Annotated in this window: 26 protein-coding genes; 4 read left to right on the top strand and 22 right to left on the bottom strand. The window is 43.5% G+C overall.

The annotated features are described in order from the left end of the window. Positions 1 to 73: 73 nt before the first annotated feature. Positions 74 to 880, bottom strand: a complete 807-nt coding sequence (locus H6F44_RS03350; RefSeq protein WP_322096156.1) for an urease accessory protein UreF — start codon at positions 878 to 880, stop codon at positions 74 to 76. Further along, the gene (gene ureE / locus H6F44_RS03345) at positions 834 to 1,307 is read right to left on the bottom strand and encodes an urease accessory protein UreE (protein WP_190349502.1); all 474 of its coding nucleotides are present in this window, start codon (positions 1,305 to 1,307) and stop codon (positions 834 to 836) included. Before ureE ends, H6F44_RS03350 begins: the two co-directional genes overlap by 47 nt. A gap of 159 nt (positions 1,308 to 1,466) precedes the next feature. Here ureE and ureG point away from each other — a divergent pair, with 159 nt between their 5' ends. Next, the gene (gene ureG, locus H6F44_RS03340; protein WP_190349501.1) at positions 1,467 to 2,060 is read left to right on the top strand and encodes an urease accessory protein UreG; all 594 of its coding nucleotides are present in this window, start codon (positions 1,467 to 1,469) and stop codon (positions 2,058 to 2,060) included. A 119-nt stretch (positions 2,061 to 2,179) separates the two neighbouring features. On the opposite strand, the gene H6F44_RS03335 is transcribed toward ureG, so the two are convergent. Next, a complete protein-coding gene (locus H6F44_RS03335; RefSeq protein ID WP_190349500.1) occupies positions 2,180 to 3,172 on the bottom strand; it encodes a transaldolase in 993 nt (330 codons plus the stop codon). 165 nt (positions 3,173 to 3,337) lie between these two features. Here H6F44_RS03335 and fabG point away from each other — a divergent pair, with 165 nt between their 5' ends. Together fabG and H6F44_RS03325 are read left to right on the top strand one after the other, a co-directional pair. After that, positions 3,338 to 4,084: a 3-oxoacyl-[acyl-carrier-protein] reductase gene (fabG, locus tag H6F44_RS03330; RefSeq protein ID WP_190349499.1), complete on the top strand. Its 747-nt coding sequence runs from the start codon at positions 3,338 to 3,340 to the stop codon at positions 4,082 to 4,084. A 61-nt stretch (positions 4,085 to 4,145) separates the two neighbouring features. Next, a complete protein-coding gene (locus H6F44_RS03325; RefSeq protein ID WP_190349498.1) occupies positions 4,146 to 5,267 on the top strand; it encodes a hypothetical protein in 1,122 nt (373 codons plus the stop codon). A gap of 40 nt (positions 5,268 to 5,307) precedes the next feature. On the opposite strand, the gene H6F44_RS03320 is transcribed toward H6F44_RS03325, so the two are convergent. The 19 genes from H6F44_RS03320 to H6F44_RS03235 all read right to left on the bottom strand — a co-directional run bounded on the left by H6F44_RS03320 (position 5,308) and on the right by H6F44_RS03235 (position 14,317). Continuing rightward, complete coding sequence (locus tag H6F44_RS03320; RefSeq protein ID WP_199301968.1) at positions 5,308 to 5,451, bottom strand: type II toxin-antitoxin system HicB family antitoxin; 144 nt, start codon at positions 5,449 to 5,451, stop codon at positions 5,308 to 5,310. After that, positions 5,451 to 5,615: a type II toxin-antitoxin system PemK/MazF family toxin gene (locus H6F44_RS03315; RefSeq protein WP_190349497.1), complete on the bottom strand. Its 165-nt coding sequence runs from the start codon at positions 5,613 to 5,615 to the stop codon at positions 5,451 to 5,453. Before H6F44_RS03315 ends, H6F44_RS03320 begins: the two co-directional genes overlap by 1 nt. Next, complete coding sequence (locus H6F44_RS03310) at positions 5,590 to 5,841, bottom strand: hypothetical protein (RefSeq protein WP_190349496.1); 252 nt, start codon at positions 5,839 to 5,841, stop codon at positions 5,590 to 5,592. The genes H6F44_RS03315 and H6F44_RS03310 overlap by 26 nt, the downstream gene beginning before the upstream one ends. A 121-nt stretch (positions 5,842 to 5,962) precedes the next feature. Then, positions 5,963 to 6,370 (bottom strand): putative toxin-antitoxin system toxin component, PIN family, encoded by a 408-nt coding sequence (locus H6F44_RS03305; protein ID WP_190349495.1) that lies wholly within the window; start codon positions 6,368 to 6,370, stop codon positions 5,963 to 5,965. Further along, entirely contained in the window at positions 6,370 to 6,609 is a 240-nt protein-coding gene (locus H6F44_RS03300) for a hypothetical protein (protein WP_190349494.1), read from the bottom strand. Before H6F44_RS03300 ends, H6F44_RS03305 begins: the two co-directional genes overlap by 1 nt. A 144-nt stretch (positions 6,610 to 6,753) precedes the next feature. Then, on the bottom strand, positions 6,754 to 7,035 hold the full coding sequence (locus H6F44_RS03295; protein ID WP_190349493.1) for a hypothetical protein: 282 nt from the start codon (positions 7,033 to 7,035) through the stop codon (positions 6,754 to 6,756). A 238-nt stretch (positions 7,036 to 7,273) separates the two neighbouring features. Then, positions 7,274 to 7,645, bottom strand: coding sequence for a hypothetical protein (locus H6F44_RS03290; RefSeq protein ID WP_190349492.1), 372 nt, complete (start codon positions 7,643 to 7,645; stop codon positions 7,274 to 7,276). Positions 7,646 to 7,654: 9 nt separating this feature from the next. After that, positions 7,655 to 8,551 (bottom strand): ParA family protein, encoded by an 897-nt coding sequence (locus H6F44_RS03285; RefSeq protein ID WP_190349491.1) that lies wholly within the window; start codon positions 8,549 to 8,551, stop codon positions 7,655 to 7,657. A gap of 92 nt (positions 8,552 to 8,643) precedes the next feature. Beyond that, entirely contained in the window at positions 8,644 to 8,991 is a 348-nt protein-coding gene (locus H6F44_RS03280; protein ID WP_190349490.1) for a type II toxin-antitoxin system PemK/MazF family toxin, read from the bottom strand. A gap of 3 nt (positions 8,992 to 8,994) precedes the next feature. Then, positions 8,995 to 9,240 carry a hypothetical protein gene (locus H6F44_RS03275; protein WP_199301967.1) on the bottom strand — a complete coding sequence of 82 codons (246 nt, stop codon included), beginning with the start codon at positions 9,238 to 9,240 and terminating at the stop codon, positions 8,995 to 8,997. A 78-nt stretch (positions 9,241 to 9,318) separates the two neighbouring features. Next, positions 9,319 to 9,537: a DUF2283 domain-containing protein gene (locus H6F44_RS03270; protein WP_190349489.1), complete on the bottom strand. Its 219-nt coding sequence runs from the start codon at positions 9,535 to 9,537 to the stop codon at positions 9,319 to 9,321. Beyond that, positions 9,534 to 9,776: a hypothetical protein gene (locus H6F44_RS03265; protein WP_190349488.1), complete on the bottom strand. Its 243-nt coding sequence runs from the start codon at positions 9,774 to 9,776 to the stop codon at positions 9,534 to 9,536. Before H6F44_RS03265 ends, H6F44_RS03270 begins: the two co-directional genes overlap by 4 nt. After that, on the bottom strand, positions 9,769 to 10,029 hold the full coding sequence (locus H6F44_RS03260) for a hypothetical protein (protein ID WP_190349487.1): 261 nt from the start codon (positions 10,027 to 10,029) through the stop codon (positions 9,769 to 9,771). Before H6F44_RS03260 ends, H6F44_RS03265 begins: the two co-directional genes overlap by 8 nt. A 41-nt stretch (positions 10,030 to 10,070) precedes the next feature. After that, positions 10,071 to 10,202: a hypothetical protein gene (locus H6F44_RS23480; protein WP_277874102.1), complete on the bottom strand. Its 132-nt coding sequence runs from the start codon at positions 10,200 to 10,202 to the stop codon at positions 10,071 to 10,073. Between the two features lie 155 nt (positions 10,203 to 10,357). Then, positions 10,358 to 11,539, bottom strand: a complete 1,182-nt coding sequence (locus H6F44_RS03255) for a DNA double-strand break repair nuclease NurA (RefSeq protein WP_190349486.1) — start codon at positions 11,537 to 11,539, stop codon at positions 10,358 to 10,360. A gap of 95 nt (positions 11,540 to 11,634) precedes the next feature. Beyond that, on the bottom strand, positions 11,635 to 12,360 hold the full coding sequence (locus tag H6F44_RS03250; RefSeq protein WP_190349485.1) for a hypothetical protein: 726 nt from the start codon (positions 12,358 to 12,360) through the stop codon (positions 11,635 to 11,637). Between the two features lie 18 nt (positions 12,361 to 12,378). Further along, on the bottom strand, positions 12,379 to 13,305 hold the full coding sequence (locus H6F44_RS03245) for a M15 family metallopeptidase (protein WP_190349484.1): 927 nt from the start codon (positions 13,303 to 13,305) through the stop codon (positions 12,379 to 12,381). 49 nt (positions 13,306 to 13,354) lie between these two features. After that, entirely contained in the window at positions 13,355 to 13,762 is a 408-nt protein-coding gene (locus H6F44_RS03240; protein WP_190349483.1) for a VOC family protein, read from the bottom strand. 33 nt (positions 13,763 to 13,795) lie between these two features. After that, positions 13,796 to 14,317 (bottom strand): chemotaxis protein CheW, encoded by a 522-nt coding sequence (locus H6F44_RS03235; protein WP_190349482.1) that lies wholly within the window; start codon positions 14,315 to 14,317, stop codon positions 13,796 to 13,798. A 54-nt stretch (positions 14,318 to 14,371) separates the two neighbouring features. Here H6F44_RS03235 and H6F44_RS03230 point away from each other — a divergent pair, with 54 nt between their 5' ends. Further along, positions 14,372 to 14,530 carry a hypothetical protein gene (locus tag H6F44_RS03230; protein WP_190349481.1) on the top strand — a complete coding sequence of 53 codons (159 nt, stop codon included), beginning with the start codon at positions 14,372 to 14,374 and terminating at the stop codon, positions 14,528 to 14,530. The last annotated feature ends 22 nt before the right edge of the window (positions 14,531 to 14,552 follow it).

The raw sequence follows: 14,552 nt of genomic DNA, 5'->3' as shown, positions 1-14,552 counted from the left end.
AATCGCCATAGTTTTGCTATTAATTTCAAGGTTTGATGGCAATTGTCATGGTGTTATTTGGCTTGTTTGTGGCTTAGCTTCTAAACAGTCGGGAATACTGCACTTCGTGGTTGGCTGAGGCAATGCTTACACCCCATCCACACCACTCTAGCTGTGGCTGATGGTGTGGATAATCCTGTTTTTTAGTTAAATTTGCTGAAAGTAGAAGCGCCGCTTCTGCTGATCGCATTACATCATTGCCTAGGCTAAAATTTACCTGCTGTCCCACGGTTTGCCCAAGGGCAACCGATCGCACCGCCGCACTAATTAGATTGGCAACCCAGCTATGAATATAACCAATGGCAATTTGTTCGGGCGCGATCGCAAAACTTGCGGCAACTAACCCAAAGGCGATCGCATAGTTGCAACCCTGTCCTTGAGCATTATCCTTAGCCATTGGCAAAAGCTGCATGATTTGAGCTTGCCGACCTGCATCCGCACTTTCCAACTGCTCCCACAGCTTGATGAGTGACTGCCCCATTTGCCAACTAGCAAGGCGTATTTCTTCGGTTTCTCTTGTTGCTGATAGCCAATTATTCCAATAGATAATATTCGATAAATCATTATCTGACCATGCTTGAGCGGCAACTAGCGTGATCGCCGTTTCCGTTTTGATAAATCCCGTTTGCAGTTCTCCCCGCAGCCAATGGATTAAATTTTGGGCATTGGCGATCGTGCCGCGATGACATAGATATTCAATGCCGTCAGAATAGCTATAAGCGCCCACGGGTAAAGCGGGGCTAGTTAGCTGCAAGAGCCGAGATAAAGCTAGGGAAAAAGGGGCAGAAATAACGCTAGTCATGGTGGTGATGGGCATGGGCAGAGTGATGTTGATAAGCACCAGTTTCTGGCTGAAATGGCTGCACTTCTTGTGTAAGTGTCAAGCCCATTTGTTTAACCATATCTTCTAAAACTGAGTCAGGGGAAAATCGCAAATAACCTTCTGTCACTTCTAGGGCAATATGGCGATTACCAAGGTGATAGGCAGCTCGCAACAGGTCTAGGGCATGGTGAGCAGTGACCGTAACCACTGGCTCAGGTTTTGCTAATACCTTTACTAACGGTTGATGTTGATCATCACCAAGAATATCCCCATCCCGTAGCACCGTTCCCCTTGGTAGTTGCAAACTGATCTCTTCACCTTGATCGGTGACAAAGCGGTGACGACTACGGGTGCGATCTTCTGCTACCAGTGATAGGGTTAGCAAAATGCTTGTGTCCGTGATTGGGGAGGTAGCCGATGCAAGTCGATGGGTAATAATTTGCATAGGTTTGTGCTAAAGATGCGCCTAAGATAAATTTACTTGAGTATTATTTAATTGTTACAGCGCTCGACGCTGACATCAAACCAAGAAATATTTTTGAGTAGCGCTCAGCGCTTTTCAAAAATCTTCCTTTTACAAAATATCAATAAGCTGTACTTAATTATGTCACCATTTCGTGTTGGGGTTGCGGGTCCTGTCGGTTCTGGCAAAACTGCGCTCGTTGATGCTCTTTGTAAATCTATGCGATCGCATTTGCAAATTGCCGTTGTCACCAATGATATTTATACCCAAGAGGATGCTCAGTTTTTGGTGCGTAGCGAAGCCTTGGATCGCGATCGCATTGTTGGTGTGGAGACGGGGGGCTGCCCCCATACCGCCATTCGTGAAGATGCCTCAATGAATTTGGCGGCGATCGAGCAGTTAGAACTAAAGTTTGGCGATCTCAATTTAATCTTTGTGGAAAGCGGCGGCGACAATCTTGCCTCCACCTTCAGCCCTGAACTAGTCGACCTTACCCTCTATGTGATTGATGTTGCCGCAGGTGACAAGATCCCGCGCAAGGGTGGACCTGGAATCACGAAATCGGATTTGTTAGTCATCAATAAAATTGACCTTGCGCCCTATGTGGGAGCCGACCTAGGAATCATGGAACGCGATGCCCTGAAAATGCGCGGCGATCGCCCCTTTGTATTTACCAATCTCAAAAATCACGATGGGCTAGATAAGGTGGTCAAGTTTATCGTAAATAAGATGTAATTTGCGGTTTACCGCCCATTGAGGCAATGGTTTCGCTAAATGGGGAGCAGCAATTTCCACTACCCAAGGATTGTAATTATCTCTTATCTAAATAACGGAACCATTGCCACCAAACTAGACTATCCTTCCAGCTTTGCTAGTCTCGCGGTTAGCAGCTCTTCTAAAGTTACTAGGGCTTTCGAGAAGCCTTTAATGCCTTCATCCAGCTTTTCTGATGCCATGCGATCGCTGGCGTGCATTTGCTCAAAGGTGGCTTTGTCCATCGCGATCGCCTCAATATCCGATTGGGCAGCGATCGCGGGATCGAGTTTGCGGACGAGTTCGCCCTGCGTATGTTGCAACTCATCGAGCAGCGCTGGCGAAATCGTCAAAAGATCGCATCCTGCCAACTCCACAATCTCGCCCATACTCCGAAAACTTGCGCCCATGATTTCGGTTTTGTAGCCAAACTTTTTGTAGTAGTTATAAATCTTGGCTACAGACAATACGCCTGGGTCTTCGGCGGCGGGGTAACTATCGCGTCCTGTATCTTTTTTGTACCAGTCGAGAATGCGCCCCACAAAGGGAGAGATTAACTTTACCCCTGCTTCAGCACAGGCGATCGCTTGGTGCAAGCCAAATAATAGGGTGAGATTGCAATGAATGCCCTCTTTTTCCAAGGCTTCAGCCGCCTTGATCCCTTCCCATGTGGCGGCAATTTTGATCAATACGCGATCGCGGGAAATGCCATGGGCTTCGTATTGCGAGATTAAATAATGGGCTTTGGCAATCGTGGCGGCGGTATCAAAGGATAATCGGGCATCAACCTCTGTCGATACGCGCCCAGGGATAATTTCCAGAATTTTCATACCAAAAGCCACTGCCAAGCGATCGAAGGCTAGGGAAACCACTTGACTGGCTGGCTCATCTGTACCGAGATCTTGGCGTGCCTCTAGCAAAGTGCCATCGACAATTTCCTGATAGTCTGGCATTTGGGCGGCGGCGGTAATCAGAGAAGGGTTGGTGGTTGCGTCTTGGGGTTTGACTAATTCGATCGCATGGATGTCACCTGTATCGGCAACCACTACGGTCATCTCCCGCAGTTGATCTAAAAAACTCTTGGGGGTAGGCATAAGATCCTCCATAGCCAGCGATCGCTGGTGAGGTTTGCCCCTTTATTCTAGTGCTAACAAATTTTTCGCTTTCTAAATTTCATAGTTATTACAAGATCGCTGCTCTAAATCAACCCTAAACGCGATATAGTCAAGAGTTACAAATTTAGAGTTTGAGATATCAGCATGGGATTTTTAGAAGGGCAGGTGGCGATCGTAACAGGAGCATCACGAGGCATCGGTAGGGCGATCGCGATCGCCCTTGCTGGTGAAGGGGCAAAGGTAGTCATTAATTATGCCAGTTCTGCGAATGCCGCCGAAGCAGTGGTGCAGGAAATTGTCAATAATGGCGGTGAAGCGATCGCTCTCCATGCCGACGTTTCCCAAGAAGTACAGGTGGATAGCCTGATCAAAACGGCGATCGATAAATGGGGTCGGGTTGATATTTTGGTGAATAATGCTGGGATCACTCGCGATACTTTACTGCTCCGCATGAAGCTGGAGGATTGGCAGTCAGTTATCAATCTCAACCTCACGGGCGTATTTTTAGCAACCCGTGCTGTATCTAAGATTATGCTCAAACAAAAGTCAGGGCGGATTATTAATATTGCGTCTGTGGCGGGACAAATGGGCAACCCTGGTCAAGCCAACTATAGCGCCGCCAAGGCAGGTGTGATCGGCTTTACCAAAACCGTAGCTAAGGAACTAGCCAGTCGTGGCATTACTGTTAATGCGGTTGCCCCAGGATTCATTGCCACAGATATGACCGCCAATTTGGGCAATACCGATGAGATTCTCAAGTTTATCCCCTTGGGGCGCTATGGTCAGCCCGAAGAGATTGCAGGGATGGTGAAATTTTTGGCAGCAGATCCTGCGGCGGCGTACATCACGGGGCAGGTGTTTAATGTCGATGGCGGCATGGTGATGGCTTAAAATGAACTTAGGGAAATTGGCTGCGTCAATTTCCCCAAATTAATAGCGCCGAGATTAGTTGATGCAACTGGTTAGGAAATTTTTAAACAAGATCACAAGCAGGATCGTGCGATCGCTGAAATTGCCGATGGTAATTCTGGTAATTATCGTAGGTGTCAATGTTTTCGCAGGCGTTTTAGTAAGCTGCTCCAGTGACAATTCTAAAACCTCAGAAAAAACACCCCCGTCAGTACCTGTATTTTTGTTCTTGCAAGCTTCCCCCGATGGTCAAACCCTCGATGGGGTGATCCCCTCAGATTTGCTAGAACGCTTGGGCGGTATTAATCAAGTAATTCAGTCTATTCCTGCGGGAAGCCAATTGAGTTTGTCGCAGTTTGGTAAGGCTTTGGTAACTTTAAAAATTAGTGAAGTGCGTGGCTCCGATGCCTTTGGTGCGATCGCTAGTTTTAAAGTGGCGATCGCTGATGGCAAACCTAACTTTGACCCTGCGATTTTGCGCCAATCAGGGCTAACCATGGTAGCACATAAGGTTCCGTCAACAGGCGAAGCTAATAGTGATGCTAAAGGTGAAAATAAAGGCGAAAATAAAGGTAAAAGCGATCGCCGTTATTTCTTTAACTGTCCTCAACGCATCCAACCCTTAGTGCTGTCTAAATCTCAACAGGTTTTTACACAACTAGGAGCAGCCTCAACCGATCTGCCAAGGGTGGCGATCGCGTCATTGGTCTGTGTGGATATGAATAATGATAATCAACCAGAAATCATTGCGGGGTTGCGGCTAGACAATGCCATTAGACCCGTGGGATTTGACACCCAAGCTTGGCAATCTTTCCTATCTTTGCCAGTTACCAAACGGCAGGAATTTAGTGTTTTAGTTCTCTTAGAAAGGAAGAGTGATGCTCAGAATAATTCCCCAAGTAACAATAAAAATGAGGCAGACTGGAGTGCTGTGCCAATTTTTACCCACACAAGGGCATTGGCATATATCAATGACAGTGTGAGCAGCTATGCCATATTTGGTATCGAAGATCTCAATGGCGATCGCTATCCCGAAATCATGATCAAAGAAATCGGTTTAAATTCCATTGATGTCAAGGTTTTGAGTAGCAGTTTAGATGCTCAGGGCAATTGGACATGGCAAAACTATTATCAAAATCAGCGATCGCTCAATATATTGCAGTGAAAACACCGCCTTATTGTTTTTTCAATGTTTTACGCTGAATCTACGCTGTTTGTAAGAGTTGCATAGAGTTTTTCGGCTGGGGCAAAAATTTTCCTTGTTCGCGATAAATCTCCAGATAGCTATCAATTACTTCTTGTCCATGTTTGGCAGCTTCTTCATCAGTAGCTTTGGCAATCTCTTTCACTATTTTTCGTGGACTACTAAATCAATAAGTAAAGGTAGTCCTGTTTGCAGATTGTCTGATTGCACAATGATCGCGGGGCGAGTTTTGGCGGTTGTCAAGTCAGAGTTGGGGAATAGTACCAAAACTATATCGCCTCGTTTAAAGTTTGGCTTTGGCTGCGTCATAGTCATCATAAATGCTCATTTCAGGGCTATTCCAATCTTCGGCAAAGGTGGCTAGACTTGTTCGCAAAATTTCTGCTTGGGCTTTGTCGATGCCCTGAGAGGCTAGGTCAATTGTTTTCGTTTCTAAGAAAGTAACAATTACTCGTGTTCCTTCAAGTAGATTGTTTGGGCTTTCAATAAGTTCTACTTGTCCATTGCGATAGATTCCTTCAACAGTAGTTAACATTTTTCACCTCTTTATAAATTTAATTTTTTAACATTCTAGCGATCGCATCATATCGGTGAGCGATTCAAAAGGTAGAGATAAATTTTCGATTACTTGGTTTGTCTGCATAGCCGATCGCTACCTAAGAGAATAAATTAATAAAATCCGTAGCTTTGGCGATCGCAATGTTTTGATATTTAACAAGTGATAAAAGATGTTTGTCTCCTGTGACTATATGGTTTGCTTTACCCATTACGGCGCATTCGATAACCATGTCATCATCTGCATCGTTGAGAACTGCTTTGAGCGTTCCAGAAATTTCGACAATGCGGGAAAAGCTCAAAATTTCGTTTACAGCAGATTGGGTTTTGTCTTCAGAGAACTTAAATTTTAGCAGTAGCTTTTCTGCAAATTCGTCTATGATTTCTTGGCAGGTAACGGATTCTATTTGTCCAATTTTAGCTAGGGCTAAAGCTCGAAATGGTCTGCCAGTTTGTGAAAACAATGCAGAAATCAAAATGTTTGTGTCAAAAACAACTATGTATTTCACTATTTTTCGTGGACTACTAAATCAATAAATTCTTCTCTTTCTTCTTCTGTCATCTTTTCCCAGTCATAGCCACGCTCTTTTGCGGCAAGTTTAACTTTATCTGCACCATAGCTAGACAAATCTTGCCATTGCTGCCATTGAGAAAGCAGTAGGAACCTAAAAATTTCTACTTTTTGCTCTTGTGGCAATTGTTTCACAAGTTCTACAACTTGCTCGTTACTTAGTGTTAGGCTTGGCATTTTTGTATTCTCCAGTTATTGGTTCTAAAGAAGAATGAGTCACTTACTTTAGTTTTTAGGTAGGGAACAATTACGAGCGTTCCTTCGAGTAGATTGTTTAGGCTTTCTATAAGCTGTACTTGCCCATTGCAAAGGAAGTTCAAATTACTCTAAACTATAACTCACAAGTAGCCAGCCAGTTATCATACCGACCCAGAAAATGATCATATCTCCAATAACCCAACCCCATCCTGCCCAAAAACGCTTTGAGCTAAATATAGTAACGCGCAAAAGCCAAGGCGTTTCAGTAAGAGGACGACCAAATCCATCAAATATCTCTTTGGTAACAGGATTGACTACAACAACAAAATACGCAATACAAGTTGCAGCTAAAACTGATAATATAACTATCCAGCCCAACAATCCTACAAATTTTCTTGTGTACATTGGTTTTCTAATTTTGAATTTAGGTGATTATTATAGTGACCTCAGGGTAGTCGCATCGCATCATGTCGATAATCGATTCAAAAGGTAGAGATAAATTTACGGTTACTTGGTTTGTTTGCATAGTAGTAAGGCTTAATCAGCCAACAAATCGAAATATCACACCTTTTAAAGTAAGGTAGACTGGCTGGTCTGCAAAATTTCTGTCTATACTTTGCTTACGCCTTCAATCTATCACAACTTAAGATTCTTGCGAATAAGATGCTATATGATCTAAATCAACTTTTGCATCAAAGCAACTCCAAAGAATTTGCTTCACTAAGCTGGATTTAGTTTGTTTAGACCCAACCTTTATTTTACTTTTTTTGCAAAACTCTAAAAGTTTCTTATTAGTTAATTTGTTTAGTTTAGACTCAGCTTCAGACCTGCTCAAGCTTGATATGCTCTCTACTGAGTCATCTAAACCCACATCTGACCGAATTGTTTCATTTTGACCTAAACCTTGATAAAGGTCTTTAAGCTTAGTTAAAGAAAGGTCTGGAAAGTCTCGAAGCAAAGCAGCTACTTCTTCTAGTAAATCTGCTAACTCATGAGTGGTTTTTCTTGAAGCCATAATTGAGTATTACTGTCTCTTGTTTTTTTCGCTAAATTTGATCGCACACTTTTTCAATTGTTCTTCATATACTTTATCAGCAGCATAACCAGAGATTGATATAGGAGACTTTGAAGGTTCTGCACTGCCAGCAACTTTTATACTTTGCGAGACAAATTCTTGAAATACAATATCTCCCCATTTGTCTTTTACTCTTTTCATGATTTCTTGTTCAGGCTCTGTTCCTCCAGATTGTGTGCTAACCCGATTAAATATGATTCCTTTGATTTTAGGTTCTTCAACAGCCCCAAATCCTTGTAAGCTTTGATTAACCTCCTTGACAAGTTTTTTGATAGCAGTTTCAATCTCTCCAATACCTAATGTTGATAAAAACTCTGGCATTGCAACAACAGTAATACCATCACTTGCAAGTATGGCATTTTGTGTAATGAGATTTAAATTTGGTGGACAATCACAAATGATATAGTCATAATCATCCTTAATATTTTTAAAAGCACTTCTCAAAATCCCTCGTGCTTTTAGAAATTCCTTAGCTCCAAACTTCATAGCCAAATCCATATCAGTACTCATGAGTTCTATGTGCGATGGAAGAAGATCTAAAGAAATTTTTTCCTCAGTTCTCGGATGCCGTAAAATATCTTGATGGATTACCTTACAAATATCTAATTCTTTTTGAGGTTCAGCCATTGCTGCTGTAAAAACACTCTTTAATGTTTCTCCTGCCGTAGCCCACTCTTTCCATGTTGAAAAATCTACTAGATAGAAAGTTGCATTTGTTTGGGGATCTAGATCTACTAATAAAACTCTCTTTTTCTGATGGTAAGCTAAACTTGCAGATATTTCCACCGCCAAAGTAGTTTTCCCAACTCCACCTTTGTAGTTAATAAAACTGACTATAGTTGCCATTAAGTTTCACCAGCAAAAAGTTTGTTTTTCGATCTTACCATGTGCTTATTCCCTCATGTGAGGTGATTTTCCTCGAAATTATGCCTAAACCCTCATAATCCCAGACAATATTTAACCGTTGTCTCGATCTCCTCCATTTTTTCTGGAGATAGCATTCCTACTGGCTGATCTAGAAACCTTGAAGCATCAAGCGATCGCAGTTGAAAGCACAAAAACACAGTTTCCATTGGCAAACCGCTTTCTGATGAAGAAACTCTAACATTGGTAGGATAGTCTCTCGCAATATTTGCCCCTTTCGTTCCTACAACTACAGTCACGACAAGAGGAAGACGATTAATATCATCAATAGAAAGAACTAAAACAGGTCTTGTGCCACTTTGCTTTCTGCCAGCAGTTGGATTGAGGTTTACAAAGTAAATTTGCGATCGCAATATAGCCATATTTCAAAGACCATCAAAATCTGTAATGGTAAACTCTTGCTGAATCTGAGAAAGCTCAGCTTGAATTTGCGGATCTTGTGCCATTGCCACGAGTTCATTTCTAACCCGAATTTGATGCGCTATATGTTCCAAAAGCCATAACTGCTCAGTTAGATTGAGAGCATCTATAGACTTAGCAATTACATTAAGATTGCTTAGACAAATTTCACCATCTCTTTCTACAGTTTGCTGTAACCGAATTGCTTGCATAGCTTTATACTTGCTGCTTATGTATATATTCTAAACTAAATCTAACAACCTAGCTCCGCCAAAGTAATTTAGGTGAGACTATGCAGCAACTTTGAGAATATTTGTAGATGGCTTAACGAGAATGAGATCCTTAAGATCGACCTTACGACTGGCATTATCAATATCAAACCCCACCAAATTTCCGCTAGAGTCATAATCTGCAACTACGCCCTCAGAAATCTCAGAACTTTCTGCACTAGGTTTATCTGATAAGTGTATATATAAGGAATCAGTTTCAGGGTAATAGCTTATCTTCATAGTTTAAATCCTCGATCTGGAAAAGCATTGTGAATCGTTACTTTATCTTCTAGCGTAATTACACGCAAAACCCGATTATCTATCTCTTCAATAGCTCCAAAAAATCGAAATCTATTGTTTTCTTGTTCCTCAACTCGAATCGGGTTCTCAATTACGCGAATACACCACTCCTTTTGCAAGTACGGTCGTTTTTGCAACACTTCATTCTCAAAATAATCAGTGAATTTATATTCAACCATTTTTACATTTAGCTTGAGAGTGATCGCGTGACTGCCGAGCGTAGGTCAAACCATCCTTAATATCAATACGATTTTCCCATACACCAATTAACCCAGAATTCAGTAATTGACGCGCAGTAAAAGTTTTTTTAGTCTCAGGCAAAGGAGAAATTAAAACTATTACTTCAACCTCTTGACCTTGAAAAACAGGCAAATCACTTAGATGAATTTCACTGTCTTTTTCTATAGTTTGTTGTAACCGAATTGCTTGCATAGCTTTATATTTGCTGCTTGTGTATACATTCTAAACTAAATCTAACAAACTAGCTCCGCCAAAATAGTTTGGGCGATCGCCTTGCTAATTTGTGATGATGGTAAGGTGCGATCGCTGTTTGGTTGTTTTTTTTGAGGGGCGATCGCTGTTTGTAGGGCTGGATAGGCGATCATTGGTTGTGGGGGAAGGATAAACTGTTGCAGGTAATAACGAACTAACTATACTTTACAGAATTTTTTAGATGGGTGATCGCTCTACAAATCAAGACTCACAGTGATATTGTTTGGCAATTATGTCATCGTATATGAACGTAGCCAATCTGCTTACTTTAAGCAATGCTGCTGCGTTTGCGTGATTCTTTGTAAGAGGTGGTGATATTGCGTAAGCCCGACTTCACCATTTGCTGCTCAAGGATTGCAAAAAAACGGCGGCGATCGCTGCCTGTGACAACGGCTTGATTATGAGCTTCCGCTAGAGCCACAGGATAGCCATAGCCCTTCTGCACTTGGGCAAGAATGATTTGCAAAGCTTGCGATCGCAGGTTCGGATTGAGGGCAGTCCATGCAGGCATTTCCACTCTGGCGATTTCTGTGCCGACATGGAGATAACAGAAATAGATTTGATGTTCGCCATATTCCTGCAAAATCCGCGCCTGACTGCGCCATAGGGGGCTGCATTCTCCAACCTTGAGCAGACGGTTCCATAATGTACCATCACGAAGGGGTTGAATTTGACTACAGGGGGCATGATCGAGGGGTTTCTGGTTGCAATGGCTTTGGCAGTCGGGTTGCTCAAAGGGACAGATGGCTAGGCGCAAGAAGTTCGTAATTTCGGCGGCGCGGGGGGCGCTGATGTAACCTGCGAGGGGAATATCTTGCGATCGCAGTCGATCCCAAGCACTCAGGATATCGGTCAGTAATAAAGAACGGGCTTCCGCAGGAATTTCATCAAATTCCCAATGGATTAAAGCACCATCACTAAAGGCAAGGGTGGGTAAATGTGGCGATCGCATCTCCAGCGCGAGGTCAGCAAGGGCTACGGTTTCCGCAACTGTGCGTTTGAGGGTCATCCATTGTTCCGTTTGAATGCCCCATTGCCGCGATTTGTAAAGATCTTCCGTTTTATAAAAGACTTCAGGGCGATTGTCCAGTAATGGATAGATACCCGCATTATAGGTAATGGCAACCCTGCCAATATTAATGAGATAGCAATAGGCAATCTCATGGCGGCTAGGCGCAATTTGGGAACCGTCGGTGGCTAAAACCAAATGGGAATGGGAAATGGGGGCGATCGCTTGTACTTGCTCCATCCTTTCCACAGGGACGGCAGCGTTAAAACTGAAGCGATCGCGCCATTGATAACTAGCTTGACAAAGTAGATCCTGTTGTAAACTTGCCTGCTGCCATAGCAACTGGGCGCGATCAAGTTTGGCAGTTAGTTGTTGCGCCTCACGCTGCAACTGCTCCGACATTCCCTGCATTTGTCCCATTAGTTTTTGCAGATCGAGCATTGGCTATCTCCGCAAAACCCAGAAATTTTTAAAAGCGTTGCAAAGCAACGCTTTTAAAAATTTCTGGATTGTAATCATAAAGTACTGTAATCGCATTATGCCTTTAACTCCGTTGCTTGCTCAATGGCTTGATCGATCGCTTGACAACAATCGCTGACACTTGCCCCTGTTTGCATCTTGGCTGCCAATTCAACCAAAATAGCACGGCGATCGCTGAGTAAATTTTTGGCATTGAGCAACGCCCAGCGCTCCTGAGTCATGGGGTTTGGCAAATGAGCGATCGCTTTGCGTAATTTCTGCAAATCATCCATGCCCCCTTCGGTTTCCCCTTCGCACATAACCTGTTCCGCCGCAATTCCTGCCATCGCCACTGTGCAGAATCGATCTAACCAATGGACAGACTGCTTGATTAGTGAAGAAATTGATTGCTCTTGATTCTCGGAGGGGATTACCATCTCCACGCCGCCCTCCATACCCTGAAAATTATCATCGGCAAGCACTTCACCCAAGGATTTAACCACCACCCCCGCGATCGCATAGCTAGTTACCTGAAAGCCCAATAAATGCGCCGCCAAGAAATGTCCTGCCTCATGGTAAGTCACCCGCTCTCGATATTTGGGCGATCGCGCCCTTAGCCATACCTGAAAATAAGCGCCGAGCTTGCCCTGCCATATGCCTAGATCGATCCCCCATAGGGTCAGTAAACTAATAGCGATCGCCGCAGGCACAGTGGGCGGTAAGCCAATCATCGTGCCAACTAAAGACATCATCGTGATCGTAAATATGGCGATCGCCAGCAAGTCAGTCGCAGTTAAATTCATGGAAGCATCTAGTCAACTTTAGGGTTTTTGAATGAAAGAACTGCTGCGATTTGTTTTTTTATAAAAAGTTGCTAAACTCTGCTCATCGCCAACAAAACGCCAATGCCAAGGCTCATACATTACGCCCTGTGGGTTATTAGGCGGGAATGATATTTCAAAACCATACTTAGCCGCATTATTTTGTAACCATTGAAAAGCAGGGGTCTTTTCAAAGTTTTGCGATAAATTGGCGCTAGGCACATCGGCATCACCAAGGTCAACAGCGTAGCCCGTGTGATGTTCGCTATAGCCAGGAGGTGCGCTTACCTTAGCACGTTGGGCTGGGGTTTGGTTGCGCTGCTTACTAATCTCAAAGAAAAGCTCCTGCTGATCCGATATGGAGCGAAATCCCGAAATCACAGTAAACTCAATACCATCCGCCTTAGCTGCCGCCGCCATTTGCAAATAACTTTTCGCCGCCGCCGCCCTTAAACGGATCTCATAGCCATCACTAGCGCGGCTGATTGGCATTAATTCCTTAGCAGGCGCTTCGGTATAAGGATAATGTCCAAACAGGTCAGCAGGTGCATTCAGTTCTTTATTCGGTTCAGCTTTGGTTGGGGCGGGAGGATTAGCACTATTGCCAGAGCTAACTAAGGCATCTTTAGAAGCTGTGTCCGATGATGTATTTACGAAAGGTATCACTTCAGTTGCCTGCGACGGGGAAGCCACCGCAGCAGCAGGGAGGGTTTGCGCCTGACTTTCAACCGATGGATTATTGGTGTTGAGGGCAATCCAGAGGCGAGTGCTAATCAATGGCGAAACAAAGGCTAAAAATGCTAAACCATATGCCCACCAAGGAACAGACCGCAGCGATCGCCCAATGGATTTACTAGCTTGCTTGGGGGATGCGGGTTTGGACTCATCAAGTCTTTGGGCAACGGGAATATCATTTTGTATGGACATGAGTATACAAATGTTAGAAGTTTTTCCAAGGATAAATATAGCGCTATATCTAGCGTTGCACGATCTCAATTAAGTTACCGTCAGGATCAGCAAGAAACAGAATTTTTTGTCCCCAAGGCATGATCTGCGGCGGTGCAATGATATCAATAGTTGACTTAGAAATATCCTGCGTAGTCTGTTGATGGTCGGTAACACTTAAATGTTGATACACAAGCTCCAAATCGTCAACTGTCATAGAGAGTAAAAAAGGATGACCACTAATAATCGCTTGTCCGCGATCGCCAAATAATTTTGGCAACCATGCGCGATCGTACAGCCCGATTTTGAGCTTACCGCTATAGCCTTCCACGCCATCAGGTTTAGCAGGCTTGTCAAATTGAAAACCCAACACATCCCGATAAAATATCAGCGATCGCGCCAGATCCGACACAAATAAAGCGATATAGTCTATTTCCATAATTATTACAGCGCTTTGCCCTATCTTTGCTCTCTATTTACATTGAGGAATGCTACTGATTAGGCGATCGCTGTCGATCATAAACAGAGAGGGACGATCCTGTGATGGCAAGGTCATCAAGTTAATAAAATCTACTTTCCACTGCTGACTGTAGGTTGGTGGCAATGGCACCATTTGATTGTCGGTGATTTTTTGTAAAGCTGGTTGTGAATTGCTCAATATACCCACCAAACCCTCAGTATCAGTTAAATGAGATTGACCACGCACAACTAGCAGCGAAGGTTTAGAAGCGACAACCGCACCATTGACCGTTAACCGAGGAAAATTTGCACTTTGGACTTTGCCAAATAGAATCTTGCCTAAATCTAAGATTGGCACATTACTACCCGATAGGGTCAATTGCGGAATATGCTTGTCTAAGGGCAGTACTCGATAAATACTCTTAATGGGCAGCATAAACCATGCTAAACGCAGTCGAAAAGCCACATACTGATGTGCAGTATCATGATCCAGAGACGATAACCTTTGCGATCGCAGCGAAGAGGTGACTGGCATAACTTAGTAAAGGCTAAACTGTTAGTACAAAATCAACCTTCATAATTTTAACGTATGAGTGAGCTAATCCCTATCCTAGAAGCGCAATCTAAACCCGACTCGCAAACTGTAAATAAAGAGAAACAGGAAAAGATCCTATGTAACCATTGTTTGCGTACTGACACCAATGGCATCAAATGCCAAGGCATCTGTGTTGCCGATAGCGGCTATTGATTAGCCTAAACTTTTTGGTATA

The sequence above is a fragment of the Pseudanabaena cinerea FACHB-1277 genome, assembly GCF_014696345.1.
Classification (GTDB): domain Bacteria; phylum Cyanobacteriota; class Cyanobacteriia; order Pseudanabaenales; family Pseudanabaenaceae; genus Pseudanabaena; species Pseudanabaena cinerea.
Note: the sequence above shows the minus strand (reverse complement) of the source record. Positions and strands in the feature narration are given on the sequence as shown.